Below are 25,001 nucleotides of genomic sequence, written 5' to 3'. Positions count from 1 at the left end.
ACACCGCCGGGTGACGGTGTCCGCGCTGCCCGTAGCATCACCCCGGTGCCGGACCCGAAGTTCGAGATCCAGATGCTGCACGACCGCGTCATGATCAAGATCGTGGAGTCGGCGGGCGAGCGGCGGAGCTCCTCGGGGATCGTCATCCCGGCCACGGCCCAGGTCGCCAAGCGGCTGATCTGGGGCGAGGTCTTCGGCATCGGCCAGCACGTGCGCAGTGTCAAGGTGGGCGACCGGGTCCTCTTCGCTCCCGAGGACCAGTACGAGGTGGAGGTCCAGGGCTCCAGCTACATCGTGATGCGCGAGCGCGACCTGCACGCCGTCGCGACGGAGCGCACCGAGCACGGGACCGGCCTGTACCTGTAGGGCGCGCGGCGCAGCACGGAACCGCCCCGGGGCACGCGGGACGGGTGGACATCGGTGGGGAAGGAACACGGCCTGATGCCCGAGCGGCAGCCCTCGCCCGGCGAGGTGGACGAGCAGCGCACCGGCGGCGGGGGGAACGGCGCCGGCCCGACCACGGACGGCCCACGGCCGGCACCGGGCCCGCGCACGGACAGCCCGCGCGGCGACGCGCTGTTCTCCCCGTCCCCGCGGCCCACGCCGCAGCCCCGTGAGCAGGGCGCGAACGGGAACGGTACGAACGGCACGGCTGCCGCGAACGGCGCTGCCGCGACGAACGGCGAGGCCGCCACCCGGCCCTCCCCGACCACCCGGCCCTCACCGGGCCCGCGGCCGGCGGCCGCGGCTCCGGGGGCCGGTACGAACGGCGCCGCTCCCGGGACCAACGGTGCCGCTGCCGAGGTCGTGACCGGGAAGGATGCCGCCGAGAGCGGTGCCGCCCCGGGATCCGGTAAGGACGCGGCCGCGCCGACAGTGGACGTCCCAGGCGCAGGATCGGACGGATCCGCCGCGCCCGAGGCCGGGAACACCTCGGGCGAGACCACGCCCACCCCGGCCAGGTCGCAGGCTCCCGGCGTGAGCGCTCCCGCCGCTCCGATCGCCACGGCCGACGGGTCGACCGCGAACGCTCCGGCCGAGGCGCCGGGCGCGGACGGTGCTGCCGCTGTGTGCGCGAACGGTCCCGCCGATGCGGCGGGCCCGAATGCCGCCGCCGCATCGGCCCGGCCGGCGGGCGAGCAACAGCCCTCCGCCCCCGACACCGCCGTGGCCGACACACCCGCAGCCGGCACCCCGGTCGCCGGCACGGCCGAGCCCGGCACCTCCACCCCGGGTGCTCCGGCAGCCGGCGCCTCGCCCGCCGGCAACCCGGCCGCGGGCAACCCGACCGCCGGCGCCCCGAACCCAGGCTCGGCCGCCGGCACCTCGGCCACCGGCACGGCCGCCGGGACCCCGACCACCGGCACGCCGGCAGGCACCCCGGCTGCCGGAACCGCCGCCGTCGGCACCCCCGCGTCGTCCTCTCCCTCCGACGAGACCGACGACCGCCCCACCGCAGTGCATTCCGCCGCGCCCGTCTGGGGCTCGGAGGACACCCAGGTCCTCCCGCGAACCGGTGCGGCGTCGGCGAGCGTCGACCAGCCGACCCAGCGCCTCGGCGCCCCGGCCCGCCCGGTCGACCCGCCGACCGAGCAGTTCCGCATGCCCACGGGTGGCGCGGTCCCGCCGGCGCAGAGCTCCGGCACCCCGCCGACCGGGGACCGCCCCGGCGGCTCCGGCACCGGCGGCGGCCGCAAGAAGCCGCTGCTGATCGTCGCCGGCGTGGTGGCGGTGCTCGGCCTGCTCTACGTCGCCGACCTCGTCGTGTCCGCGGGCAACGTGCCCCGCGGCGTCACCGTCGCCGGGCTGGAGCTCGGCGGGCTCTCCAAGGCCGACGCCCGGCAGCGCCTGCAGGAGGCGATCGAGCCCCGGTCGTCGCTCCCGGTCCAGATCACCGCGGGCCCGGTGCAGAGCCAGATCGACCCGAAGGCCGCCGGCCTCGAGGTGGACTACCAGGCCACCATCGACCAGGCCGGCGCGCAGCCGCTGAACCCGGTCACCCGGATCACGTCGTTCTTCTCCGAGCGCGAGGTCGGCGTGATCAACAAGGCCGACGAGCGGTCGGTCACCACCGCGCTGGAGCAGCTCAAGCCGGTCGTCGACCAGGCCCCCGTCGAGGGCAACGTCCGGTTCGAGGGCACCACCCCGGTCGCCGTCCCGCCGGTCCCGGGCCAGACGCTCGACCTGTCCGCCGCCGTCGGCGTGCTGGAGCGGGAGTGGGCGTCGGGTGCCCCGGTCGCGCTGCCGCTGATCCCGCAACCGACCGCCACCACGAACGACGACGTGCAGGAGGCCATCGAGAAGGTCGCGACGCCGGCCGTCTCCGCGCCCCTGACGATCAAGGGCGAGGGCGCCGACGCCGTCCTGCAGCCCGCGGACATCGCGAGCGCCCTGACCTTCCGCGCCGACGCCGCGGCGAGCCCCAAGCTCGTCCCGGAGATCAACAACGAGGCGCTGAAGGAGGTCGCGTCGCCGCAGCTCGCCGCGACCGAGAAGCCCGCCCGGGACGCGAGCCTGGACTTCTCCTCCGGCACCCCGACCGTCGTCCCCTCGCAGGACGGCCGCGGGATCGACTACGACAAGACCTTCGAGAACGTCGTCGCGGTGCTGACCGGGACCGGCGAGCGCAGCGTGGTCGCGGTGTACGCCGACCAGAAGGCCGAGCTGACCACCGAGAAGCTGTCGTCGCTCGGCATCACCGGCGAGATCAGCTCGTTCACCACCGGCGGGTTCGCGGCCGACTCGGGCCAGAACATCAAGCGGGCGGCCCAGCAGGTCAACGGCACGATCGTGCAGCCCGGCGAGACCTTCAGCCTCAACGCGCTGACCAACCCGCGGAACGCGGCGAACGGCTACGTCGAGGCCGGCATCATCGAGAACGGCCACTCGGCGCGCGGCGTCGGCGGCGGCGTCTCGCAGGTCGCGACCACGCTCTACAACGCGGCGTACTTCGCCGGCATGGTCGACGTGGCGCACAAGGAGCACAGCTTCTACATCAGCCGCTACCCGGTGGCCCGCGAGGCCACGGTGTTCGACGACATCATCGACCTGAAGTTCCGCAACGACGGGCCCACGGGCGTGCTCATCCAGACGTTCTGGACGCCGTCGAACCTCACGGTCAAGATGTTCGGCACCAAGCGCTACGAGGTCACCTCGGAGACCGGGCCGCGGACCAACCCGACCGAGCCGCAGACGATCACCATCCCGCCGGGCCAGGCGTGCACCCCGTCGAAGGGGTCGCAGGGCTTCACGGCCACGGACACGCGGGTGATGCGCAACCTGGAGACCGGCGAGGTCACCCGGAAGACCCGCACGGTGAAGTACAACCCGTCACCCAACGTGATCTGCGGCTGATCCGCCGTCGGACGATCGGGGCGAGCCGCCGTTCAGCCCTCGCGTGACACCTGTCACGGTTCGTACCCTCCTCCTCGGACAACGACGTCGAGGATCGGGGGCACGGATGCGCATCGCGGACATCCTGCGGAGCAAGGGGCACGCCGTCGCGACGATCGAGCCCGAGGCCACGGTGTCGGCCCTGCTCGCCCGTCTGGCCGAGGGGAACTACGGCGCGCTGCCGGTCGTGCAGGACGGCCGGCTCGTGGGAATGGTGTCCGAGCGCGACGTCGTCCGGAAGCTGCACGAGCGAGGCGCGGACCTGCTCGGGATCGCCGTCTCGGAGATCATGACGACCGTGGTGGCCACCTGCACGCCCGACGACGGCGTGAGCCACCTCGCCCAGGTCATGACCAACCGCCGGGTCCGGCACCTCCCGGTGGTGGTCGACGAGGAGCTGCTCGGCATCGTGTCGATCGGCGACCTCGTCAAGGCCCGGATCGACTCCCTGGAGCGCGAGCGCCAGCAGCTGGAGTCCTACATCGCCCAGTGAGCGAACGGCGCTCCCGCTCACAAGGAACGAGCGGGAGCGCCGTTCGAGCTGACTAGAACGAGGCCTCGTCCAGCTCCATCAGCGAGTTGTCCGCCGCCTCGACGATCGCCCTCTCGGCGGTGAGCTTCGGCAGGGCGGTCCGGGCGAAGAACCGGGCGACGCCGATCTTGCCCTCGTAGAACGCCTTGTCCTTGGCGCTGACGTCACCGGCCAGCGCGTTCTGTGCGACGTCCGCCTGGCGCAGCAGCAGCCACCCGACGAGCAGGTCGCCGACGGCCATCAGGAACCGCACGCTGTGCTGGCCGACCTTGTACAGCTCGGCGACGTCCTTCTGCGAGGCGAACAGGTAGCCGGTCAGCGAGCCGAGCATGCCCTGCACGTCGGCCAGCGCGGTGGCCAGCAGCGCCCGCTCCTCCTTGAGCCGGCCGTTGCCGGTCTCGTTCTCGAGGAACGCCTGGATCTCGCCGGCGACGTGCAGCAGCGCGGCGCCGTTGTTCTTGACGATCTTGCGGAAGAGGAGGTCGAGCGACTGGATCGCCGTCGTGCCCTCGTACAGCGAGTCGATCTTCGCGTCGCGGATGTACTGCTCGAGCGGGTAGTCCTGCAGGAAGCCCGAGCCGCCCAGCGTCTGCAGGGACTGCAGCAGCTGCTCCGACGCCCGCTCCGAGCCGACGCCCTTGACGATCGGCAGCAGCAGGTCGTTGACCTTCTCGGCGAGGTCGACATCGCCGCCCTGGCGGATCGTGTCCTGGAAGGTGCCGGTGTAGAGGTAGAGCGCCCGCAGGCCCTCGGCGTACGCCTTCTGCGTCATCAGTGAGCGGCGCACGTCCGGGTGGTGCGTGATCGTGACGCGCGGGGCGGTCTTGTCGGTCTGCCGGGTGAGGTCCGGGCCCTGCACGCGCTCCCTGGCGTACTCCAGCGCGTTGAGGTAACCGGTCGACAGGGTCGCGATGGCCTTGGTGCCGACCATCATCCGGGCGTACTCGATGACCTGGAACATCTGCGCGATGCCGTCGTGCACCTCGCCGAGCAGCCAGCCCTTGGCGGGGACGCCGTGCTGGCCGAACGTGAGCTCGCAGGTCGTGGAGACCTTGAGGCCCATCTTGTGCTCGACGTTCGTGACGAAGGCGCCGTTGCGCTCGCCCAGCTCGCCGGTCTGCGAGTCGAAGTGGAACTTCGGCACGAGGAACAGCGAGAGACCCTTAGTGCCGGGCTTCGGGTCGAGGCCGGGCGCCTCGGGACGAGCCAGCACCAGGTGCATGATGTTCTCGGTCATGTCCTGGTCGCCGGACGTGATGAACCGCTTCACGCCGTCGAGGTGCCACGAGCCGTCCTCCTGCAGCACGGCCCTGGTGCGGCCGGCGCCCACGTCGGACCCGGCGTCGGGCTCGGTGAGCACCATGGTGGCGCCCCAGCCCTTCTCGATCATGATCTCGGCCCAGTGCTGCTGCTCCCCGGTGCCGTTGGCGTGCACCACGGAGGCGAAGTTCGGGCCGGCCATGTACATGTACAGCGCCGGGTTGGCGCCGAGGATCAGCTCCGAGGCCGCCCACTGCACCGACGGGGGCACGCCGAAGCCGCCCAGCTCGACGGGCAGCGACAGCCGGTACCACTCGCCGTCCCACAAGGCCTTGTAGGAGTCCTTGAAGGACTGCGGCAGCCTCGCGGTGTGGGTCTTCGGGTCGAAGACCGGCGGGTTGCGGTCCGCGTCGGCGAAGGACGCGGCGAGCGGGCCGGTGGCCAGCGTGTTCAGCTCGCTCAGGATGCCCTTGGCGGTGTCGGTGTCGACGCCCTCGAACGCGCCCGTGCCGAGCTGCTCCTGAACCCGGAACACCTCGAACAGGTTGAACTCGAGATCGCGCACGTTGCTCTTGTAGTGGCCCATCGCGGTGCTCCTTCCTACCGACGGGTAACCCCCGCCGCCCAGCTTATTACCGACGAGTAACCAAGGCAACCGTCGTCCGGGCCGGCAGTGGTCGTCACACCTTCGGGTCGACCGGTTGTGCACGGAGCGTGCGTGATCCAAGGTTCTCGCGGGGCGGATGTGACTCGTGTGACCACACGAGTCATCCGGACGGGCAGGGGGCCACGATGGGTCGTCAGCGTGGGGTGACGGGAACGGGGCGCGGGGATCTGACCCGCCGCGGTTTCGTCCTGGGTGGACTCGCGGCCGGGGCGCTTGTCGCCGCGCCGGGGCCGGCGCAGGCCGGCGAGCGACCGCCCGGGAGCGCCCTGACCGACGGCGCGGCCTCACCGGACATCGTGGACTGTGCGGGCTGGGGGGCCCGGCCGAACAGCGCGATCGTGCCGATCTGGAACCAGCGCCCGGTGAAGATCCTCGTGCACCACACGGCGTCGGCCAACGTCGCCGACATGAGCCGCGGGGCCGCGGACCGGGTCGCCCGCGCGATCCAGAACTTCCACATGGACAGCCGCGGCTGGCTCGACACCGGCCAGCACTTCACGATCAGCCGCGGCGGCTTCGTGCTCGAGGGCCGGCACCGCTCGCTCGAGGTGCTGCGGATCGGCCAGCGCCAGGTCGAGGGCGCGCACTGCACGGGGCAGAACGTCGTGGCGGTCGGGATCGAGAACGAGGGCACCTACATCGACCAGGACCCGCCCGGCGCGCTCTGGGACTCGCTGCGCACCACCTGCGCGTACATCTGCAGCCAGTACGGCATCGCCCCGACCGAGCTGTACGGGCACCGCGACTTCAAGAACACGATCTGCCCCGGCGACCGGCTCTACGGCATGCTCCCGCGGCTGCGCAGCGAGGTGGCCGAGGTGCTGGGCCGGCGCGTCGAGGAGGCGGACACGCAGAAGGCGAGCTGGCCGCTGCTGCGCGTGGGCGACGTCGGCGACACCGTCCTGGCCGCCCAGTACCTCCTGCGCGACGCCGGCGTCCGCACCAACGTCGACGGCCGCTACACCCCGGTCACCGTCGCCGCCGTCACGGAGTTCCAGCAGGCCACGCGCGCCGAGGAGCCCAACGGGATCCTCGGCGGCGAGTCCTGGCCGGTGCTCGCCCGCACGATGGACCGCGCGACGGAGTCGGGCTCGGACGCCGCGCGGGCGGTCGAAATCCTCGCCGACGGGCGCTCCTCCGAGGCCGTCCCGGACACGGTCGACCGGCCGGTCTGGCAGGACCTCCTCGGCACCTCCGGCGCCCCCACGGACGCCTCCGTGGACCCGGCCGGGCCGCCGCAGTAGCGGCTCCCGCGAGTCTGAGAACCGCCCTCACCCGATCGGGGGTTCGTGGCTACGCCGATGCGGCGGCGGAGCGCTGCACCGCCCCGGATCGATACGCTCGGTCGTCGCACGGTCGGGGGGCCGTTAGGGGGTGGAACGGTGTCCGAACCGGACCCGGGAGAAGCGCTGGCCGGGGCGCCCGCGGCGCGCCGGCTCGTCCGCGCCGTCGCCGCGGATCCCGGCGCGGCCCTGGTGTGCGACGTCGTCGGGCCGGCCGGGGCCGGCAAGACCACGACCCTGCGCGCCGTCGCGGCGGCGTGGTCCACATCGGTCACCGACACGGTCGAGGGCGCGGAGGAGGGTCCCCTCGTCGTCGACGACGCCCACGACCTGGCCGCGCAGGCACTCGACCTGCTGTGCGAGCGCGCGGCCCTGCCCGGGGCGCGGCTCGTCGTCGCCCGCCGGACGTGGCCCCGCACCCCTCAGCTGGCCGCCCTCGGCGCCGCGCTCAGCACCCACCGGCCCCCGCTGGTCCTCGGCACCCTCGACCGCACCGGCGTCGCGGCCCGGGCCGCGCGCCTGCTCGGCGGCCCGGCCGCGGACCCGCTGGTGGAGCACGTCCACACGAAGACCGCGGGCCTGCCCGCGCTGGTGGACCGCATGCTCGCCGAGATCGTCGAGCGGATCGGGCCGCAGAACCGCTCCCGGCTGCTGCGCGACGCCCCGCCCGGATCGCTGCGGGTGCCCGTGCCGACCGGGTTGCTCGACCAGCTCGGGCACCGGCTCTGGGCGCTCGACGCCCGGGTCCGGGAGCTGGCCGTCGCCGTCGCCCTGGGCGCCCCGCTCGACGCCGAGGTGCTGGTCCCCCTGCTCGGCCTGCTCGACTCCGCGGGCGGCGGGATCGACGAGGTCGACGAGCTCGTCGAGGAGGCGCGCGCAGCGGCCGTCCTCACGCCGTCCGGCGGACCCGCTCCCCTCGTGGCCGGCGCGATCCTGCGCGCCGTCCCCGAGGCGCGGCGGCTGGAGATCCGCCGCACGCTCGCCGAGATCGAGCTCGACCGCGGCGGCAGCGTGCTCACCGCGGCCCGCGGGATGCTCGGCACCGGCGCCACCGGCACCCGGTCGGCGGAGGTCTTCACCGCCGCGGGGGACGAGCTCACCCGCACCGACGCGGACGAGGACGCCGGACCCTTCTACGCCGCCGCCGTCGCCGCCGGGGCGCCCGCCCTGCCGCTGGCCGCGCGCCGCGCCGAAGCCGCGATCCGCGCCGGGCGGCTGGACGACGCCCTCGCCGAGGCCGACCAGGTCCTGTCCTCATTGGACCGGGTCGACGTCGACGACGCCCTGCGCGCGGGAACCGTCGCCGCCGCGGTCCTCGCCCACCGCGGGATGCTCGCCCGCAGCGCCGAGCTCTACCGCTGGATGGCCGGGGCCGGGGCGCCGACGGCGCTGGCGATCCCCGCGCTCGTCGGCACGGGGGCCCTCGACGAGGCCCAGGCCGCCCTCCACGTCCCGGCACCGCCGCCGGTCCCCAGCGGCACCGCGACGTCGGCCGGTGCCGTGCTCGGTGCCCCGCCCGGCTTCGGCGGCGGCCCGGCCACCGGCGGCCCCGCGCGGCCGCCGACGCTGCTCGCCGGCGCCGAGGAGCTCACCGCGCAGGGCGTGCTCGACTCGGTCACCGGCTCGCCGACCCGCGCGCTGTCCCAGCTCGCCCGGGCCGCCGCGCTGCTCGAGTCCTCCACCCGCGCCGCCCTGTTGCCGGACACCCCGGCCGCCCTCGCCGCCCTCGTCGCGGTCCAGACCGGGGAGCTCGACGTCGCGAAGTCGCTGCTGGAGCGGGCGGTCACCGTCCGGCTCGGCGGGCCCGCCGCCGCGGCCCGGCACCGGCTCCTGCTCGGTTGGATCGCGCTGAACCGCGGCGCGTTCGGGTCCGCCCGGGCGCACCTCGACGCCATCGGCCGGGACGCCCTCGAACCCCGTGACGAGCTGCTCGCCTCCGCACTGGAGGTCGCGCTCGCCCGCCGCGCCGGCGACCTCGCCTCCCTGATGCCGCTCTGGGGCCGCGCGCGCGAGGCGATCGTGCGCCACCCCGTCGACCTGTTCGTGCTGCAGCCGCTGGGCGAGCTGGCCATCGCGGCGACCCGGCTGCGCGAGCCGAGCTGGGTCCGCCCGCACCTCGACGAGGCCGAGGCCCTGCTCGACCGCCTCGGCAGCCCGCCGCTCTGGGCCGCGCCGCTGCACTGGGCGCGGCTGCACGCGGCGATCCTGGCCGAGGACCGCGAGGAGGCCACCGGGCACGCCGCGGCCCTGCAGGGCGCGGCGGGCGGCAGCCGGTTCGCCGAGGCCATGGCGGTCGCGGCGCCGCACTGGGTGGCGCTGCTCGACTCGCACGTGGACGCCGGCGCGGTCGAGGCGGCCGCGCGCGGCCTGCACGCCGTCGGCCTGTCGTGGGACGGGGGCAAGCTGGCCGGTCAGGCCGCGATCCGCACGGACGACCGCCGGGCGATGAGCGCGCTGCTGACCTGCGCCCGCGCGCTGCAGGGCCAGCAGTCGCCGCCGGCCCCGGCCCGGCCGCAGGAACCCGCTCCGGAAGCGGCCGGCCTGCCCGCCGAGGAGGAGCCCGCCGACGGCCAGCTCTCCGACCGCGAGCGCGAGGTCGCCGCGCTGGTGCTGGAGGGCCTGACCTACAAGCAGATCGGCGAGAAGCTGTTCATCTCGGCCAAGACCGTGGAGCACCACGTGGCCCGGATGCGCCAGCGGCTCGGGTCGACGAGCCGAGGCGAGCTGTTCGCGCAGCTCAAGCGGATCGTCGGCTGAGCGTCGCCGGTCACCGGAGCCGGGCGAGCATTCCCTCGCAGCTGCGCACCACGACCCGCGCGGCGTCCGCGGTCGCCCGGCTCGCCAGCGGGCTCTCCGCCCGCCGCTGCCACCGGACGACGGCGTCGAGCGCGGCGGCGCGCAGCTCGTCCGGCCCGGAGGCGGGGTCGACGCCGAGCCGGGCGGCCACGCCGCTGCCGTCGCCGCCGAGGAGGCGTTCGGCGTCGTCGAGCGCGTCGGCCGGGAAGGTGACGGCCCCGGCCCGCAGCGCGGACAGCATCCGCAGCTCGACGAACTCGTGGGCGCCGGCGAGGATCCGCTCCATCTCCGCGGCGATCGGCTGCGCAGTCGGCCGCGGCTCGCGCTGCAGGACGAGCTCGACGGCGAGCAGCGCCGACCGTGCCTTGAGCAGCTCGCGGCGCTCGGCGAACTGCGTGGCGAGCACCGTGCGCAGCTCCTCCAGCCCGCTGCGCCGCACCAGCTCGGAGGCCAGCGCGGACGGGTCGGTCACGCCCTGGCGGATGAGCGTGGTGCCGAGCCGGACGCCGAAGAGCCCGAACCGCTCCACCAGGCGCGCGCGCACCTCGGGCGCGGGCGCGCCCTCCAGCTCGCGGGTGGCGAACCGGTCCGCGGAGAGGAGCAGGGCGTCGAGCTCGGCGCGCGGCATCCCGGCGAGGGTCGCGAGCGCCCCGTACTCGTCCTGCCGCATGGTGCGCCCGGTCTGGGCGAGCAGCCCGGCCACCGCGACGACGGTCTGGCAGAGCCCTCGGATCTTCGCGTCCGCCCGGTACCGGCGGGCGATGCGGCGGGCCGACGTGAGCGCGTCGAGCCGCCCGACGCCGATCTCGTCCGCCCGGGACAGCACCGCGATCGTGTTCACCGGGGTGGCCCGGGCGACCCCGCGGTCCAGGAAGGACTCGAGGAACCGCACGTCCGTGCTGTGCAGGTGCCGCATCAGGTAGACGACGGCGTCGGCCTGGGAGGGCGAGTCGTCCGGCGCGAGGAAGGCCCCGGCCCGCGCCGCGGCGTCGGCCGACAGCGAGGCGATGCCCGGCGTGTCGACGAGCGTGGTGGACCGCAGGTACTGCGACGGCCAGTCGACGACGAGCCGGTCCACCTGCTCGGCCGGGAGCCCGCCGAGGTCGAGCTGCAGGGCGCCCTGCGACCGGGCGATCGTGAGCTGCCGCGGCGCCCCCGCACGCGGGAACATCTGCACCCGCGGGGCCGGCGCGTCCTGGTACCAGGTGACGACCCTGGTGCACTCCCCGGCGTCCGTCGGCGCGATCTCCTCGCCGACCAGGGCGTTGAGCAGCGTCGACTTGCCCGCCTTGACCTTGCCGGCGATGGCCACGCGCAGCGGCTCCTCGAACCGGGCGAGGTGGTGGCGCAGCCAGCCGACGGCCTGCGGGCTGTCGGCGTAGACGTCGATCGTGCGGCGGAGCAGGGTGCGGACCTCGGCACCCAGGCCGACCGGCTGCGCCGGGGGCCGGAGGGTGGAGTGCTCGGTCACTTCTCGTCCACCAGCGCCCGGGCCCGCTTCGCCAGGGACTCGACCCGGGCGATCTCGGCCTTCAGGTCCTCGATCCGCTTCTGCCGCTTCGAGACGTCCGTGTTCACCGCGCTCTGTGCCGCGGACACCGATGTCGCCAGCGACACCGACAGCTCCTCGGCCAGCACGGTGAAGTGGTCGCGGAGCTGGCGCTGGGCGCGGCGCAGGGTGTCCCGGGAGTCCTTGCCGACCTGGAAGGTCACCTCGTCGATGTGCCGGCGGACGGCCGTCTTCGCCTCGGCCCGGCGCCGCTCGCGCAGCCGTTTGCGCTCGTCCCGCACGGTCTTGCCGCCGAACAGCAGGCCGGCGGCGATGGAGAACGGGTTGAGCAGGGCGAGGCCGGCGAAGCTCGTGGCGAGCCCGATCATCAGCAGGCCGCCGTAGCCGCCGCGCATGCCGACGAACAGCTTCTGGCCCATCCCGAACTTCTCGCCCTCCGGCTGCTCGAGGGCCTGGACCGCGCCGCCCAGCCGGCTTCCGTCGATGTGGATCTCGGGGAGGGCGGCGTCGGCACCCTCGGCGAAATGCTCGGAGACCTGCTCGGCCAGCCAGCGGGCGCGCTGCGCGGTCCACACGTAGTTGGCCGAGGTCGCCTGGCTCACCTGCTGGTGGAACCACTGGGCGAACTGGTCCCAGATGTCGGCCGGGTCGGCGTCGTCGAGCAGCTGCTCGGCCTCGCGGGTGACCGAGCGGAGCCGGTCCCGCAGGTCGTACTCGATGTCCGAGATCAGGTCGGCGACGCCGTCGTTCAGGGTGATCTGCCAACGCGCCGAGCGCTGCCGCAGGTCGTCCGCCCGCGCCTTGGCCCGGGTCAGCTCCTCGACCAGCGCCTCGGCCCTGCCCGGGTCCTCCAGGGCGGCGAGCTCGGCGGTGAACTGCGCGGACAGCTGCTCGGCGACGGCCCGGACGTCCTGGCTGGTCGAGCGGCGGTCCAGGTCGTCCGCCCGGGCGACGACCTTGCGCAGCAGGAAGCCGACCAGCGGCGCGAACCCGGACTCGCTCATCAGCTCGGCGTCGCCGGTCTCGGCGCCCGCGAGCCGCAGCGCCGACGAGACGGGGTAGATCTCCGCCTCGACGCCGGCCTTCCGCAGGTGCCCCTTGTCGAGCTCGACGATCTTGCGCCAGTGCGGGTACAGGTCGGTCTTGGTGACCACGCACCCGACGTTGGGGCACAGGCCCATCGCCGAGCGCAGGAAGTCGATCTCCGGCGCGGTGTACTCCTGCGCGGCGTCGGACACGAGGACGACGGCGTCGGCGGTCGGCAGCGCGGCCATGGTTGCGGCGCCGTGCGCGGAGCCGAGCCCGCCGACGCCGGGGGTGTCGACGAGCACCAGGCCGCTCTGCAGCAGCTTGCGCGGCAGGGTGACCTCGGCGTGGTGCAGGCCGGCGCGGTTCTCCGGGTTGCCGGCCTCGGAGACGAAGTCGGCCAGCCGGGAGGTCTCGACGACGGTCCGCTCCTCGACGGGCTCGGCGTCCTCCGTCGCGCCCGGCGGCACCTTCACCAGGGTCACCGTGGTGGTCTCGGCGAACCGGACCTCGGTGGGCACGGCGGTGGAGATGTCGTCGTCGACGGGGCAGACCGGGGCGTTGACCAGCGCGTTCACCAGCTGACTCTTGCCCTGCTTGAACTCCCCGACGATCAGCACCCGGACGTTCGGGTCGGCCAGCCGGGCCCGGGTCGCCTGCAGCCGGACGGCGAGGTCCGGACGCTCGTAGGCCGACGTGGCCTTGAGCGCCAGGTCGACCAGCTGGACCGCTGCCGGTACCGCCACCGAATCGTCGTCCTCCCCGGTCCCGACCGTCGGGACACCTGTCCGTCACATTCTGCCTACACGAGGACCGCGTCCACGACGAAGGCCCCGACACCCTCGGGTGAGGGTGCCGGGGCGTTCGTCACGCGGGAGGCGTGTCAGGCGTCGACGGTCACGTCGTTACCGCTGCCGATGTTCGTCTCGGTGTCGACGTCGGTGTTGCTGATCGTGGTGTCCTCGTCCGAGACGCTCGACTCGAAGTCGTTGTCCTGGTTGTACGAGTCGTCGATCGAGGTCGAGTTGTTGGTCTCGGTCGAGTACTCGTTGCCCGAGTTGTCGACGTCGTAGTTGCCGGAGGCCGTGCCGCCGACGGAGAGCGCGCCGCCGTCGTCCACCGAGACGTCCTCGAAGGACGCGCTGTTGGCGTCGCCGGAGCCGAAGGCGGTGGTGTTGTCGTCGCCGTCGACCACGTTGTTGCCGTCGCCCACGACGTTGCCGTTGCCGGTCGTGATTGTGGAGTCCTCGATGTCGCCGCCGGCGGCCACGGCACCGTCACCGGACGCCGTGACGGCGTCGATGTCGATCTCCTGGTCGAAGTCGCCGCCGCCGGTGTCGATGTCCTGGTTGATCGAGTTGTCCACGATGGTGTCGCGGTCGTCGATCCAGTTGTTGGTGACGTACGTGTTGAGGTACTTGACCGCGTGCTCGTGGTCGGACTCGTGCGGCTCCTTGTGCGGGGGCGGCGGCGGGGTGTGGTGGTGGTTGCCGCCGGTGTTGTGGTTCCGCTCGAAGTCCGAGTCGTCGTTGTCCTGGATGAGGAGCGCGGCGTCGTGCACGTCCTCGGCGGTGAACTCGGTGAGGCCGCAGCCCTCGATGTAGGCGGCCGGGTCGGCCTTGAAGGCCTCGGCGGCCTCCGGGTCGTTGAGCAGGCTCAGCAGCAGCTCGATCAGGGTCTGGGGGGAAGCCATGTCGTTCGTCTCCGTGAAGGTCGTGAAGTCGTGAGGGAGGGCGGAGCGGAGGTCAGCTGACCTCGACGTCGACCTCGTTGCCGCTCAGCACGTTGGTCTCGCTGTCGACGGTGCTGTTGGTCTCCGAGTAGGAGTCCGACTCCTGCGAGAAGGAGACGTCGTTGTCCTGGTTGTAGGAGTCCTCGACCTCGACGCTGGTGTTGGTCTCGTTGCTGACCGAGTTGTACGAGTCCGAGACGTCGTAGTCGCCGGTCGCGGAGCCGCCGACGGAGAGCGCGCCGCCCTCGTCCACCGACACGTCCTCGAAGGAGGCGCTGTTGGCGTTGCCCGTGCCGAAGGCGGTGGTGTTGCCGTCGCCCTCGACCACGTTGTTGTTGTCCCCCACGATGTTGTCGTCGCCGGTGGTGACGACCGAGTCCTCGATGTCGCCGCCGGCGGCCACGGCGCCGTCGCCCGAGGCGGTCACGGCGTCGATGTCGATGTCCTGGCGGAAGTCGCCGCCGTCCGTGTCGATCTTCTGGTTCACGGAGTTGTCGACGATGGTGTCGCGGTCGTCGACGTGGTTGTTGGTGACGTACTTGTTGATGTACTCGACCGCGCCCTTGTGGCCGTCGTGGTCACCCTCGTGGTGCCCGCCGCCGTGGTGCGGGGCCGCCGCGGCCGCGACCAGGTGGTTGCTGCCGGTGTCGTAGTTGCGGTCGAAGGACGCGGTGTCGTTGTCCTGGATCAGGACCAGCGCGTCGTGGACGTCCTCGGCGGTCAGGTCCTCGAGGCCGGCGTCGCGGAGCGTCTCGTACGGGTTGTCGCGGAAGTCCTGCTGGAGCTCAAGGGACTCCTCGTCGTTGCCGATGAGCTTGAGGAGGAACTCGAGAAGCGTCATGGGGATCGTCTCCAGGTGCGGATCGTGTGTGTCGGCGTCGCGCCGGGCGACCCCGGCTGGCGTTGATCCGAAAGGTAGGAGCGTGGGGCGGCCCCGCCATCGGGGATCGGGCACGGTTCCCCACCGGGTGGCATAGGGGATCGGGGCGGGGCCGTTAGGGGCTTCCGGGGCCCGGCACCCCCGGCGTCACCCGATCGTGTCAGGAGGGGGTCGGGGACGATAACGGCGCAGCTCCGCCACGCGATGGCGACACAGGGCGCGGGGGCGCGCCGGGGGCAGAGCTGCCGGTTCGGCGGGGGGAACGACGATGGGCTACCAGCTCGGCATCGACCTGGGGACGACGTACAGCGCGGCGGCCGTGTGCCGGCCCGCGGGCGAGCACTGGGTCGCCCCGGAGATGGTCGCGCTCTCGGGCCGCCGCACGGACGTCCCCTCGGTGCTGTTCGTGGGGCCGGACGGCGAGGTGCTGGTCGGCGACGCCGCCGAGCGCCGCGCGGTCACCGACCCGGACCGGGTGGTCCGCGAGTTCAAGCGGCGCGTGGGGGACTCGACGCCGATCGTCGTCGCCGGGCGGGCCTGGGCGCCGGAGGAGCTGTGCGCCCGGCTGGTCCGCTGGATCGTCGACCAGGTCGCCGACCGCGAGGGCGGCCCCGCCGAGCGGATCGCCGTCACCCACCCCGCCTCGTGGGGCGGGCACAAGCTGGAGCTGATGGCCGAGGCGCTCGACGAGCAGGGCCTCACCGTGACCTTCCTGGCCGAGCCGCAGGCCGCCGCCCTGCACTACGCCGCGGGCGAGCGGGTGGCCGCGGGCTCGACCATCGCCGTCTACGACCTGGGCGGCGGCACCTTCGACGCCGCCGTCGTGCGCAAGACCGACCGCTCCCACTTCGCGCTGCAGGGCCGGCCCGAGGGGATCGAGCGGCTGGGCGGGGTCGACTTCGACCAGGTGGTGTTCGACCACGTCGTCACCGGGCTGCCCGAGGCCTTCGAAGGGCTCGACGAGGCCGATCCGGCCGTGCTCGCGGCCGTCGCCCGGCTGCGGCGCGAGTGCACCGAGGCCAAGGAGGCGCTGTCGGCCGACACCGAGGCGGCGATCCCCGTCCTGCTGCCCGGCCACCGCGGCTCGGTCCGGCTGCACCGCAGCGAGTTCGAGGACGCCATCCGGGACCGGGTCGAGGAGACCGTCGAGGCGCTGCGCCGGGCCGTCGCCTCCGCCGGGCTGCAGCCCGCGGCGCTCGACGCCGTGCTGCTGGTCGGCGGGTCCTCGCGGGTGCCGCTGGTCGGGCAGCTGGTGTCGCAGGAGCTCGGGCGGCCCGTCGCCGTCGACACCGACCCGAAGAACGCGATCGCGAAGGGCGCGGCGCTCGCCGTCTCCCCGCGCCCCACGGCGTCCTGGCCCGCGGTGGCGCTGGCCCCCATCCCCGGGGGGCCCGCGACCCCCACCGGCGGGACGGCCTTCGTGGCCCCTCCACCGAACCCGCTCACGGACTCCGGCCCGGGCTCGCTGCCCGCGCTCATCGGTGCGACGGTGGCGATCGGCACGCCGCCCGCCGGCGCGACCGGCCCGATCGGCGTCGTCGGATCCACCGGTGGCTGGGCGCCCGCCGGCCCGCCGCCCCGTCCCGGGCTGCCCGCCGCCGCACCCGCGGGCCCGGACTGGGAGTACGACCCCGAGCCCGACGGCCGTCGACGCATGCCGGTCGGCCTGCTGGTCGGCCTCGGCGGGGCGCTGGCGGCCGCGGGCATCGTGGCCGCGGCGGTCTTCTGGCCGTCGGCCGCGCCGGCCGTGAGCACGGGCGTCGGCGGGATGAGCGTGCCCACCTCGGGTGCGCCGGCCGCGGACCCCACGACCGCTCCCGTCGACCCGACGACTGTGAACCAGGCTCCCGCCGGGCAGGCCGGCTCATCCGGATCGGCCGGGAGCGCGAACACCGGCCGGGCCACCACGCCTGCCACGGGCGGGGCACGCACCCCGGCCGCGGGAGGTGCGGCCCCGGCCGCTCCTGCGGCCCCCGCTCCCGGCCCTGTCGCCCCGGGCCCCGCGGCGCCCGCCCCCGGCTCGTCCGCGCCGCCGCCGGCGGGCCCGTCGAACCCCCCGCCGTCCTCGGGTACCGACCCCGGCACCGGGACCGGGACCGGCACGGGCAACGACACGGGCAGCGGGTCCGGATCGGGCACCGGTACGGGCTCGGGCAGCGGGACGGGTACCGGCACGGGAACGGGTACCGGGACCGGCACCGGAGCGGCCCCCGGCCCCTCCACGCCCCCCGCGACCGACGGCGCCCAGACCAGCAGTGCCGCCCCCGCCCCGCCGAGCAGCGCCACCCCGGTCGAGCCCCCGGTCTGACCCTTCCGAGGACAGCCCCACAGCAGCGTCATGGCTCCATAACGCTCCCACCTCGCGCCCCTGCTCCTGCCGGTCCGCGTCGGTGTCCTCCGAGTGGCCGGGAGGAGGCCTCCGGGTGTCCCGTCACCCGTTCCGGGTCTCGGTTGCGTCTCGGCTCCCGTACTCGGCGTGACGTCCCCGGCTCCCCGGCCGATAGTCGGGTGCGGCGCCGCACGAGGGCGCCGGGTGGAGATCGAGTTGTGGGGAGGGACCCGCGGTGGGTCGGCTGGCAGGAGTGGTGATCGGTCTCGAGGCCGCGGCGGTCGTCGTCGCGTATCTCGCCTTCGGGTGGCCGGTGCTGCTGATCGGGATCCCCGCGCTGATCGGTACGGCGTTCGTGCTGCTGTTCGTGCACCTCTCCGAGAAGCCCCGGGCCCGGCTGCAGGAGGCCCGCGCCGCCCGCTACGAGGACGCGCCGGTCCCCGGCGGGCTCATGAGCGGGTTCTTCGAGGTCCCGGCCCCGCGAGCGGTCGTCGAGGTGGATCACACCCGGGCGTGAGCTGCCGGCGGGCCGCCGCCGTGCCACGGTGGTGAGGTGGCCCGAGGCGTGCACCCGTGCTGACCGGCCTGCTGTTCGCCCTCTGCGCGACCGTGCTCAACAGCGGGGCGGGGCTGCTGCAGTCGGCGGCGGCGCAGCAGACCTCGTCGCGCACGCACCTGGCCCTGCGCCCGATGTACCTGGCCGGCCTGCTGGTGGACGGCCTCGGCTGGATCTGCACCGTGGTCGCGCTGCGGCACCTGCCGGTGTTCGCAGTGCAGGCGGCGCTCGGCCTGTCGATCGCCCTGACGGCCGTCGCGACGTGGGGGCTCTATGGCGTCCGGCTGCGGGTGGTGGACCGGGTGGGCGTCGGGGCCTGCGTCCTCGGGCTCGGGGTGGTCGCGGGGAGTGCGGGCGGTGAGGCCCCGGCGGACTTCTCCGGCACCGCGATCGTCGTGCTGGCCTCGGGGGTGGCGGCGCTCGCCGTCGCCGCGATCGCGGTCTGGCGGCTCTCCGCCGCGTGGCCGCTGTCGTTCATCGCGGGCCTGGGCTTCGGCGGGACCTCGCTCGCGGTCCGCGCCGTGCACGTCGCGCCCGACGCCGGGTTCGACGTCGGCCAGCTCGCCGGCCAGCCGGCGACGTACCTGATCGGGCTGTACTGGGTCATCGGGATCACCTGCTACTCGCGGGCGCTGGCGATCGGCAGCCTCGCCGGCGTCACGGCGGTGTTCTCGGTGACCGAGGTGATCGCGCCCGGCCTCGTGGGCATCGTGCTGCTCGGCGACCCGATCCGGAGCGGGTGGATCGTCCCGTTCGCGGCGGGCCTCGTCGTGGCGGTCGCGGGTGTGGTGGCCCTCGCGAATGCGCCGACGCCCCCGACCGTGCATCGTCGGCGCCGGCACGTCCGCTGAGAGCCGAGGGAGCACGGAGGAGCATCGATGCCGACCTTCACCCGCGACGGGGTGACCCTGCACTACGAGGAGCACGGTTCCGGGTTCCCGGTCCTCCTGCTGGCCCCCGGCGGGCTGCGGTCCACGATCGACGCCTGGCAGCGCGCCCCGTGGAACCCGATCGACGAGCTCGCCCCGCTCTACCGCGTGATCGCGATGGACCAGCGCAACGCCGGCGGCGGCTCCGCCGGCCCGGTCTCCGCCGCGGACGGCTGGGACACCTACACCGCCGACCAGCTCGCGGTGCTCGACCACGCGGGCGTCGAGCGGGCGCACGTGCTGGGGATGTGCATCGGCGGCGCGTTCATCGCCAACCTGCTGCGCACGGCGCCGGAGCGGATCACGGCGGCCGTGGCGCTGCAGCCCATCGGCCTGTCCGACAACCGCGGGCGGTTCCACGAGATGGTGCAGGGCTGGGGCGAGGAGCGCGGGATCCCCGCCGAGGACCTCGCCGGCTTCCGGGACAACCTCTACGGGGGCGACGACGTGCTGTGGAGCGTCTCCGACGCCGACGTCGAGCGCTTCGACACCCCGATCCTCGTGCTCATGGGCAACGACGAGTTCCACCCGCCGGCCGCCTCGCGCACCCTGGCGCGGCTGGCGCCGAACGCGTCGCTCCTGGAGACCTGGAAGGACCCGGACAGCATCCCGATGGCGCAGAAGGCCGTCGCGGAGTTCCTGGCCGCGAACACCCCGGCCTGAGATCCGTTTTCTCCACGACGGCAGGTGCCCCGGTCCGTCAGGATCGCCCCATGACCTGGGACGACGTCGTGGCGATCGCGACCGCCTTGCCGGAGGTCGAGGTGTCGACCTCCTACCGCACACCCGCGCTGAGGGTCCGCGGCAAGGGGTTCGCCCGGCTGCGCACCGAGGCCGAGGGCGGGTTGATGCTGGTCTGCGGGTTGGACGAGAAGGAGGCCCTGCTCGGCTCGGGCGACCCGGCCTTCTTCACCACCCCGCACTACGACGGGTACGGCTCGATCCTCGTCGACCTGACGACGGTCGAGCCGGCCCAGCTCGCCGACCTCGTCGAGGAGGCGTGGCGGCGGAAGGCGCCCGCCCGGCTGGTGCGCGACCGCGACGGTCAGGCGCGGTAGGTCTGGGCCACGACGTCGCCGAAGCAGGTGACGTCGGCCAGGTGCAGCGACACCTTGACCCGGTCCTCGGGCCAGAACCGCAGCCCGCCGCCGATCGCGACCGGGAAGACCTGCAGCCGCAGCTCGTCGACCAGCCCGGCCTCGAGCAGGGTCCGGACCAGCGTGGCGCTGCCGTTGACCAGCAGCGGTTCGCCGTCGCCCTTCCTCAGCTCGGTCACCGCGTCGACGACGTCGCCCACCAGCGGCCGCGCGTTCCACGTCAGCTCCTCCGGGCGCGAGGTGGCCACGTACTTGGGGAGCACCGTCATCCGCTCGGCGAACTCACCCTCGCGCTGCGGCCACGCGCCCACGAAGCTCTCGTAGGTGGTGCGGCCGAGCAGCAGCCCGCCCGCCTCGACGACCTCCCGGTACTTGAACTCGAAGAGCTCGGGCGTGGCGTACCCGGGGACCCAGTTGGTGTGCGGGTGCGTCGGCTCGCCGCCGGGCGCCTCCATCACGGCATCGAGCGTCATGAACTCGCTCACCACGATCTCGCGCATGGGTGCCGTCCTCTCCTGCCTCGGATGTCCCCCTGTCGACCGCCCGACGCCCGGGAACTCATCGGCCTACCGTGGCGGCATGACGAGCTGGGTCCCCGACGCGTGCACGCTCCCCACCGAGGAGCGTCCGCTGCGGGTCGCGGAGTTCGACACGCTCCTGTCCACCGGGGTCACCGAGATGGTCCGCGTCGACGCCGGGCACGTTCGGCTCACGCTGCGCCCCGAGCGGGTCGCCGAGGCCGCGGACCTGGTCGCGCGGGAGAGCGCCTGTTGCTCGTTCTTCGACTTCACCCTCGCCGGGACGGTGCTCGACGTCCGGGTGCCCACGGGGCACGTCGCCGTGCTCGACGGGCTGGTCGCGCGGGTGAGCTGATCACGGCTCCAGGAACGCGTGGAGCAGGGCTGCCGCGCGGAGCATGGCGCGGGCCCGGGTGTCGTGGGCGGCCCGGCGCTCCGCCACGGCAGCCCGCAGCGCCTCGGGACTCCCCGTGCGATGCAGCCCGTCGAGCACCGGGCGGATCCGCGCGAAGGGGTAGTGACCCTGCCGGAGGAGGAGGACGATCTGGGCGTCCCGGATGTCGGCGGCCCCGTACCGGCGGGCGCGGCCGATCCGCTCGCGCTGCGGCGCGAGCAGCCCCGCGGCCTCCCACACCCGCAGCGCCGACGGCCGCACCCCGAGCCGCCGGGCGAGCTCGCCGACGGACAGGGGCGGGCCGGGTGGCGCCTGCGGCTCGGCCCCGGCGAGCACCTCGAGCGCGGCGGCGGCCTCGTCGGTGGCCAGGCGTTGGGCGTGCAGGCCGGCGTGGCTCTCGTCGAGCAGTCGGAAGGCCCGGGCGGTGTCGCCCGCGTGCACGGCGTGCATCACCGCCGTCGCGGTGGGACAGCCGTGGCCGACGGCCAGTGCGCGGTACGCCAGCAGCGCGCGCAGGTGCGCCGCGTCGTAGGCCCGGTAGCCCGACGGCGTCCGCGGGACCGGCGGCAGCACGCCGGCGTCCTCGTGGTTGCGGACCTGCTGCGTCGAGATGCCCGCGGCGCGCGCCAGGTCCACGGGACGCATGCGGGTGGGGGTCGACTGCCTCACAGGGTGCGGAAGTACCGCACCGAGGGCAGCGCCGTGTAGCCGCAGTGCTCGTACAGCCCCCGGGCCGCCGCGTGCCCCGGGTCCCCACCGGTCTCGACCATCGCGACCGTGCTGCCGCGCTCGCGCAGCCGGGCCGTCGCGTGCTCGGTGAGGGCCCGCCCGACCCCGAGCCGGTGGTGGGCCGGGTCCACGGCGACCATGTGGATCTCCCCGGTCGTGTCGTCGAGCGAGTGCAGGGCGACGAACCCGGCCACCCGCCCGTCGACCTCGGCCACCCAGGCCTCCATGTCGGCGCAGGCCTGCGCGGCCGCCCCGGCCTGCGCCGTCCGCCAGTCCGGGTAGTAGGCCTCGTACACCCCCGACCCGGCCAGCACCCGCTCCATCGAGGCGAACACGGGTTCCCACGCCCGCAACGACAGCGCGACCACGGCCTCGCGGTCCCCGGCGGTGAACGGACGCAGCTGCACCATCCGGGCATCGTGCCCGGGCGCGTGCCGGCCGCAAAGCGACTTCAGGCGGCGCGGTCCGGCGCGACCGGCAGGGTGAGCCAGGCGCGGCGCTCGAGCAACCGGTCGAGGTCGGCCTGCCACGTCGCGACGGCGGCGGGGTCCCGGCCGGCGTCGCGGGCGATGCGGCCGCGCAGCCGGGCGAGATGCCGGTCGAGGCTGACGAGGTCGGGGCAGTGGTAGCGGTCCCTCGAGCCCTGCACGCTGAGCAGCGGGTCGAGGTGCCGGGCGGGGGCGAACGGGGCGGCGGTGAGCACGGTGTCCTCCGGGTGTCGGTGCTGACCGTGCGAGGGTCGCGAACAGCGAGGGGCGCCGGCGTCGGCGAGCGCTGCCCACACCGGACCGCGAGGTGCCCAGCCGACCGCGGCGACGATGCCCACGCGGGGGGTGCCGAGTGCGTGGAACCCCCGAGAACGACGAAAGCCCAGGCCTGTGACCTGGGCTTTCGGGGTGAGAGCGGATGACGGGAATCGAACCCGCGTATTCAGCTTGGGAAGCTGATGTTCTACCATTGAACTACATCCGCAGTGCGTGAGAGCGACTCTAGCATCCCCGCTGCGGCCCTCGATCCACCTCCCCGGATAGGCTGCGGGCGTGTTGCTCTCGGACCGCGACCTGCGCAAGGAGCTCGAGTCCGGGCGCCTCGGGCTCGACCCGTGGGACGAGGCGATGCTGCAGCCGTCGAGCATCGACGTGCGGCTGGACCGCTTCTTCCGGGTCTTCCAGAACTCCCGCTACACCCACATCGACCCGTCGATCCAGCAGGACGAGCTCACCACGCCGGTCGAGACCGCCGACGGGGACAACTTCGTGCTGCACCCCGGGGAGTTCGTCCTCGGGTCGACGTTCGAGCAGGTCAGCCTGCCGGACGACCTGGCGGGGCGGCTCGAGGGCAAGTCCAGCCTCGGCCGGCTGGGCCTGCTCACCCACTCCACGGCGGGGTTCATCGACCCGGGCTTCACCGGCCACATCACGCTCGAGCTGTCCAACGTCGCGAACCTGCCGATCACGCTGTGGCCGGGCATGAAGATCGGGCAGCTGTGCCTGTTCCGGCTCTCCAGCCCGGCCGAGCGGCCCTACGGCAGCGAGGGCGTCGGCTCCCGCTACCAGGGGCAGCGGGGCCCGACGCCCTCGCGCGCGTGGCGGAACTTCCACAAGGTCGACACCCGGCGCTGAGTCGACCCGCAGGATCAGACCGCGGCCACCCGCGCGTCCCAGCGGAAGTTCCGTGTGGCCAGCCAGCCGAACAGCACCGGCCACGCGACCAGCGAGACCAGGGCGTACGGCGTCCACGGCGCGCCGTAGGCCACCCGGCTCAGCGCGCCGATCGCCCCGCCCGGCAGCAGCGCGAGGATGTCGGGCCAGCCGCCCGCCGGGATCACGGCGATGATCACCGCGGAACCGACCACCACGAAGAACAGCGGCAGCGTGGTGATCTGCGCCCGCTCCGCCGAGGGCGTCACGATCGCGGTGGCGAGCGCCGCCGTCGTCACCAGCGCGAGCCCGCCCAGCACGGCGAGCAGCAGCGCGAGCGGCGCGCTCGGTGCCGGCAGGCCGGCCACGACGTCGAACACCCCGAACAGGATCAGCTGCGCCAGGGCGAGCACGGCCGCGGGCCCGACGGTCCCGACCAGCAGCCCGCCGTCGGAGATCCCGCTGGTCCGGAAGCGCTTCAGCACGCGGGACTGCCGGCGCGCGACCAGCGTCTGCGTCCCGCCGACGTACACTCCCATGCCGAGCGCGAACACGATCTGCATGGCGACGACGTAGGTCGGCGCGTCGATCTGGCTGAAGGTCAGGAAGACGCCGAGGGCGAGCGGCACGACCAGCACGGACGTCAGCATCGTCCGGTTGCGCAGGATCAGCTTCAGCTCGGACCAGACCAGTGCGGTGATGCGGTCCATCACGCCTCCTCGGGTGCCGACACGGTGTCCGAGTCGGTGCGGATCGAGTGGTAGATGTCGGCGAGCGACGCCGGGGCGGCCCGCAGGTCGGACAGCCGGACCCCGTGGTCGGCCGCCCAGGCCAGGAACGCGGTGAGGTCGCGCTGCAGGTCCGTGGTGCTGACCCGGACCGTCCGGCCCTCCAGCACCGCGCCGTCGGGCGGCGTGACGCCCTCGGGGAGCGTCGCCGAGAACCCGGCCGGGCGGCTCGCGAGGATCTGCTCGAGCGTACCGGACACGGCCAGCCGCCCCTCGTGCATGATCGCGACCCGGTCGGCCAGCGCCTCCGCCTCCTCCAGGTAGTGCGTGGTGAGGACGACCGTGCGGCCGGCCTCCTGCAGCTCCTGGATCGCGTCCCAGGTGCGGCGCCGGGACCCCGGGTCGAGGCCGGTCGTCGGCTCGTCGAGGACGACCAGCTCGGGCGATCCCCACACCGCCGTCGCCAGGTCGAGGCGCCGCTTTTCCCCGCCGGACAGGGCGCCGACGCGCACGTCGCGGCGGTGCACCAGGTCGAAGCGCTCCAGCAGCCGGTCCGGCCGGTCCGGCCGGACCGCCAGCTTCCCCCACAGCTCGAGCGTCTCCCCGACCGTCAGCTCCTCGACGAACCCGCCCTCCTGCAGCTGGATCCCCATCCGCGCCCGCAGCTCGTCGCGCTGGGTGCCCGGGTCGAAGCCGAGCACCGAGACCTCGCCCCCGCTGCGCCGCTGGAACCCCTCGAGCACCTCCAGCGTGGTCGTCTTCCCCGCGCCGTTGGTGCCCAGCAGCGAGAACACCTCTCCGCGCAGGACCTCGAGGTCGACCCCCCGGACGGCCTCGAACGTCCCGTACCGCACCTGCAGCCCCCGTACCCGGATGGCCGTGTCGCGTCCCCCCGCACCGGCCACCGCCGGCTCGCTCACCGTCTCCGTCATGACCACCACGGTGCCCGGCGGCCGGGGTGCCGCGGTAGGTGCGCGCATCACACGTCCTGCTGACGCCGTG

The 25,001-nt window shown here is 74.1% G+C and carries 23 protein-coding genes and 1 tRNA gene; 12 read left to right on the top strand and 12 right to left on the bottom strand.

Annotated features, from left to right (window positions below):
* The first annotated feature begins 45 nt into the window (after nucleotides 1-45).
* The 3 genes from ACQP04_RS36510 to ACQP04_RS36500 all read left to right on the top strand — a co-directional run bounded on the left by ACQP04_RS36510 (nucleotide 46) and on the right by ACQP04_RS36500 (nucleotide 3,886).
* Nucleotides 46-366 (top strand): GroES family chaperonin, encoded by a 321-nt coding sequence (locus ACQP04_RS36510; protein ID WP_037042002.1) that lies wholly within the window; start codon nucleotides 46-48, stop codon nucleotides 364-366.
* 612 nt (nucleotides 367-978) lie between these two features.
* The gene (locus ACQP04_RS36505) at nucleotides 979-3,354 is read left to right on the top strand and encodes a VanW family protein (RefSeq protein ID WP_433504977.1); all 2,376 of its coding nucleotides are present in this window, start codon (nucleotides 979-981) and stop codon (nucleotides 3,352-3,354) included.
* Between the two features lie 106 nt (nucleotides 3,355-3,460).
* Complete coding sequence (locus ACQP04_RS36500) at nucleotides 3,461-3,886, top strand: CBS domain-containing protein (protein WP_037041995.1); 426 nt, start codon at nucleotides 3,461-3,463, stop codon at nucleotides 3,884-3,886.
* A 52-nt stretch (nucleotides 3,887-3,938) separates the two neighbouring features.
* Here ACQP04_RS36500 and ACQP04_RS36495 read toward each other — a convergent pair whose 3' ends face one another.
* Nucleotides 3,939-5,771 carry an acyl-CoA dehydrogenase gene (locus ACQP04_RS36495; RefSeq protein ID WP_433504976.1) on the bottom strand — a complete coding sequence of 611 codons (1,833 nt, stop codon included), beginning with the start codon at nucleotides 5,769-5,771 and terminating at the stop codon, nucleotides 3,939-3,941.
* A 206-nt stretch (nucleotides 5,772-5,977) separates the two neighbouring features.
* Here ACQP04_RS36495 and ACQP04_RS36490 point away from each other — a divergent pair, with 206 nt between their 5' ends.
* Together ACQP04_RS36490 and ACQP04_RS36485 are read left to right on the top strand one after the other, a co-directional pair.
* Complete coding sequence (locus ACQP04_RS36490; RefSeq protein ID WP_433504975.1) at nucleotides 5,978-7,096, top strand: peptidoglycan recognition protein family protein; 1,119 nt, start codon at nucleotides 5,978-5,980, stop codon at nucleotides 7,094-7,096.
* 138 nt (nucleotides 7,097-7,234) lie between these two features.
* A complete protein-coding gene (locus ACQP04_RS36485) occupies nucleotides 7,235-9,892 on the top strand; it encodes a LuxR C-terminal-related transcriptional regulator (protein WP_433504974.1) in 2,658 nt (885 codons plus the stop codon).
* 10 nt (nucleotides 9,893-9,902) lie between these two features.
* On the opposite strand, the gene ACQP04_RS36480 is transcribed toward ACQP04_RS36485, so the two are convergent.
* The 4 genes from ACQP04_RS36480 to ACQP04_RS36465 form a co-directional block, all read right to left on the bottom strand.
* On the bottom strand, nucleotides 9,903-11,402 hold the full coding sequence (locus ACQP04_RS36480; protein WP_433504973.1) for a dynamin family protein: 1,500 nt from the start codon (nucleotides 11,400-11,402) through the stop codon (nucleotides 9,903-9,905).
* Nucleotides 11,399-13,213, bottom strand: coding sequence for a dynamin family protein (locus tag ACQP04_RS36475; protein WP_433504972.1), 1,815 nt, complete (start codon nucleotides 13,211-13,213; stop codon nucleotides 11,399-11,401). Before ACQP04_RS36475 ends, ACQP04_RS36480 begins: the two co-directional genes overlap by 4 nt.
* A 137-nt stretch (nucleotides 13,214-13,350) precedes the next feature.
* Nucleotides 13,351-14,160, bottom strand: a complete 810-nt coding sequence (locus tag ACQP04_RS36470; RefSeq protein ID WP_433504971.1) for an IniB N-terminal domain-containing protein — start codon at nucleotides 14,158-14,160, stop codon at nucleotides 13,351-13,353.
* A gap of 52 nt (nucleotides 14,161-14,212) precedes the next feature.
* Nucleotides 14,213-15,040, bottom strand: a complete 828-nt coding sequence (locus tag ACQP04_RS36465) for an IniB N-terminal domain-containing protein (RefSeq protein WP_433504970.1) — start codon at nucleotides 15,038-15,040, stop codon at nucleotides 14,213-14,215.
* Between the two features lie 307 nt (nucleotides 15,041-15,347).
* On the opposite strand from ACQP04_RS36465, the gene ACQP04_RS36460 reads away from it, so the two are divergent.
* The 5 genes from ACQP04_RS36460 (at nucleotide 15,348) to ACQP04_RS36440 (ending at nucleotide 19,951) form a co-directional block, all read left to right on the top strand.
* A complete protein-coding gene (locus ACQP04_RS36460; RefSeq protein WP_433504969.1) occupies nucleotides 15,348-17,387 on the top strand; it encodes an Hsp70 family protein in 2,040 nt (679 codons plus the stop codon).
* A 256-nt stretch (nucleotides 17,388-17,643) separates the two neighbouring features.
* Nucleotides 17,644-17,925, top strand: coding sequence for a hypothetical protein (locus tag ACQP04_RS36455; RefSeq protein WP_433504968.1), 282 nt, complete (start codon nucleotides 17,644-17,646; stop codon nucleotides 17,923-17,925).
* 56 nt (nucleotides 17,926-17,981) lie between these two features.
* Nucleotides 17,982-18,815 carry a hypothetical protein gene (locus tag ACQP04_RS36450; protein WP_433504967.1) on the top strand — a complete coding sequence of 278 codons (834 nt, stop codon included), beginning with the start codon at nucleotides 17,982-17,984 and terminating at the stop codon, nucleotides 18,813-18,815.
* A 27-nt stretch (nucleotides 18,816-18,842) separates the two neighbouring features.
* Nucleotides 18,843-19,556 carry an alpha/beta fold hydrolase gene (locus ACQP04_RS36445; RefSeq protein ID WP_433504966.1) on the top strand — a complete coding sequence of 238 codons (714 nt, stop codon included), beginning with the start codon at nucleotides 18,843-18,845 and terminating at the stop codon, nucleotides 19,554-19,556.
* Between the two features lie 50 nt (nucleotides 19,557-19,606).
* Complete coding sequence (locus tag ACQP04_RS36440; protein WP_433504965.1) at nucleotides 19,607-19,951, top strand: MmcQ/YjbR family DNA-binding protein; 345 nt, start codon at nucleotides 19,607-19,609, stop codon at nucleotides 19,949-19,951.
* Here the strand turns inward: ACQP04_RS36440 and ACQP04_RS36435 are convergent.
* Nucleotides 19,939-20,490, bottom strand: coding sequence for a dihydrofolate reductase family protein (locus ACQP04_RS36435; RefSeq protein WP_433504964.1), 552 nt, complete (start codon nucleotides 20,488-20,490; stop codon nucleotides 19,939-19,941). The genes ACQP04_RS36440 and ACQP04_RS36435 overlap by 13 nt on opposite strands.
* 79 nt (nucleotides 20,491-20,569) lie before the next feature.
* On the opposite strand from ACQP04_RS36435, the gene ACQP04_RS36430 reads away from it, so the two are divergent.
* On the top strand, nucleotides 20,570-20,863 hold the full coding sequence (locus ACQP04_RS36430) for a hypothetical protein (RefSeq protein WP_433504963.1): 294 nt from the start codon (nucleotides 20,570-20,572) through the stop codon (nucleotides 20,861-20,863).
* Here the strand turns inward: ACQP04_RS36430 and ACQP04_RS36425 are convergent, their stop codons facing one another.
* The 4 genes from ACQP04_RS36425 to ACQP04_RS36410 all read right to left on the bottom strand — a co-directional run bounded on the left by ACQP04_RS36425 (nucleotide 20,864) and on the right by ACQP04_RS36410 (nucleotide 22,603).
* A complete protein-coding gene (locus tag ACQP04_RS36425; RefSeq protein ID WP_433504962.1) occupies nucleotides 20,864-21,547 on the bottom strand; it encodes a MerR family transcriptional regulator in 684 nt (227 codons plus the stop codon).
* A 20-nt stretch (nucleotides 21,548-21,567) separates the two neighbouring features.
* Complete coding sequence (locus ACQP04_RS36420; protein WP_433504961.1) at nucleotides 21,568-22,041, bottom strand: GNAT family N-acetyltransferase; 474 nt, start codon at nucleotides 22,039-22,041, stop codon at nucleotides 21,568-21,570.
* A gap of 41 nt (nucleotides 22,042-22,082) precedes the next feature.
* Nucleotides 22,083-22,334, bottom strand: coding sequence for a hypothetical protein (locus tag ACQP04_RS36415; RefSeq protein ID WP_433504960.1), 252 nt, complete (start codon nucleotides 22,332-22,334; stop codon nucleotides 22,083-22,085).
* Nucleotides 22,335-22,532: 198 nt separating this feature from the next.
* A tRNA-Gly gene (locus ACQP04_RS36410) sits at nucleotides 22,533-22,603 on the bottom strand.
* A 68-nt stretch (nucleotides 22,604-22,671) separates the two neighbouring features.
* On the opposite strand from ACQP04_RS36410, the gene dcd reads away from it, so the two are divergent.
* Nucleotides 22,672-23,253 carry a dCTP deaminase gene (gene dcd, locus ACQP04_RS36405; RefSeq protein ID WP_433504959.1) on the top strand — a complete coding sequence of 194 codons (582 nt, stop codon included), beginning with the start codon at nucleotides 22,672-22,674 and terminating at the stop codon, nucleotides 23,251-23,253.
* Between the two features lie 14 nt (nucleotides 23,254-23,267).
* On the opposite strand, the gene ACQP04_RS36400 is transcribed toward dcd, so the two are convergent.
* Nucleotides 23,268-23,981 carry an ABC transporter permease gene (locus tag ACQP04_RS36400; protein ID WP_433504958.1) on the bottom strand — a complete coding sequence of 238 codons (714 nt, stop codon included), beginning with the start codon at nucleotides 23,979-23,981 and terminating at the stop codon, nucleotides 23,268-23,270.
* Nucleotides 23,981-24,931 carry an ABC transporter ATP-binding protein gene (locus tag ACQP04_RS36395; protein WP_433504957.1) on the bottom strand — a complete coding sequence of 317 codons (951 nt, stop codon included), beginning with the start codon at nucleotides 24,929-24,931 and terminating at the stop codon, nucleotides 23,981-23,983. Before ACQP04_RS36395 ends, ACQP04_RS36400 begins: the two co-directional genes overlap by 1 nt.
* Nucleotides 24,932-25,001: the final 70 nt, after the last annotated feature.

The organism is Pseudonocardia halophobica (assembly GCF_050948485.1).
GTDB lineage: Bacteria > Actinomycetota > Actinomycetes > Mycobacteriales > Pseudonocardiaceae > Pseudonocardia > Pseudonocardia halophobica.
This window is presented reverse-complemented; position numbering and strand designations above follow the sequence as displayed.

What these genes read in the sequence shown, in the direction of transcription:
- ACQP04_RS36500 (WP_037041995.1), top strand. Translation starts at nt 3,461, where the DNA reads ATGCGCATCGCGGACATCCTGCGGAGCAAGGGGCACGCCGTCGCGACG.
- ACQP04_RS36495 (WP_433504976.1), bottom strand. Translation starts at nt 5,771, where the DNA reads ATGGGCCACTACAAGAGCAACGTGCGCGATCTCGAGTTCAACCTGTTC.
- ACQP04_RS36490 (WP_433504975.1), top strand. Translation starts at nt 5,978, where the DNA reads ATGGGTCGTCAGCGTGGGGTGACGGGAACGGGGCGCGGGGATCTGACC.
- ACQP04_RS36470 (WP_433504971.1), bottom strand. Translation starts at nt 14,160, where the DNA reads ATGGCTTCCCCCCAGACCCTGATCGAGCTGCTGCTGAGCCTGCTCAAC.
- ACQP04_RS36465 (WP_433504970.1), bottom strand. Translation starts at nt 15,040, where the DNA reads ATGACGCTTCTCGAGTTCCTCCTCAAGCTCATCGGCAACGACGAGGAG.
- ACQP04_RS36460 (WP_433504969.1), top strand. Translation starts at nt 15,348, where the DNA reads ATGGGCTACCAGCTCGGCATCGACCTGGGGACGACGTACAGCGCGGCG.
- ACQP04_RS36445 (WP_433504966.1), top strand. Translation starts at nt 18,843, where the DNA reads ATGCCGACCTTCACCCGCGACGGGGTGACCCTGCACTACGAGGAGCAC.
- ACQP04_RS36440 (WP_433504965.1), top strand. Translation starts at nt 19,607, where the DNA reads ATGACCTGGGACGACGTCGTGGCGATCGCGACCGCCTTGCCGGAGGTC.
- ACQP04_RS36435 (WP_433504964.1), bottom strand. Translation starts at nt 20,490, where the DNA reads ATGCGCGAGATCGTGGTGAGCGAGTTCATGACGCTCGATGCCGTGATG.
- ACQP04_RS36430 (WP_433504963.1), top strand. Translation starts at nt 20,570, where the DNA reads ATGACGAGCTGGGTCCCCGACGCGTGCACGCTCCCCACCGAGGAGCGT.
- ACQP04_RS36425 (WP_433504962.1), bottom strand. Translation starts at nt 21,547, where the DNA reads ATGCGTCCCGTGGACCTGGCGCGCGCCGCGGGCATCTCGACGCAGCAG.
- ACQP04_RS36420 (WP_433504961.1), bottom strand. Translation starts at nt 22,041, where the DNA reads ATGGTGCAGCTGCGTCCGTTCACCGCCGGGGACCGCGAGGCCGTGGTC.
- ACQP04_RS36400 (WP_433504958.1), bottom strand. Translation starts at nt 23,981, where the DNA reads ATGGACCGCATCACCGCACTGGTCTGGTCCGAGCTGAAGCTGATCCTG.
- ACQP04_RS36395 (WP_433504957.1), bottom strand. Translation starts at nt 24,931, where the DNA reads ATGACGGAGACGGTGAGCGAGCCGGCGGTGGCCGGTGCGGGGGGACGC.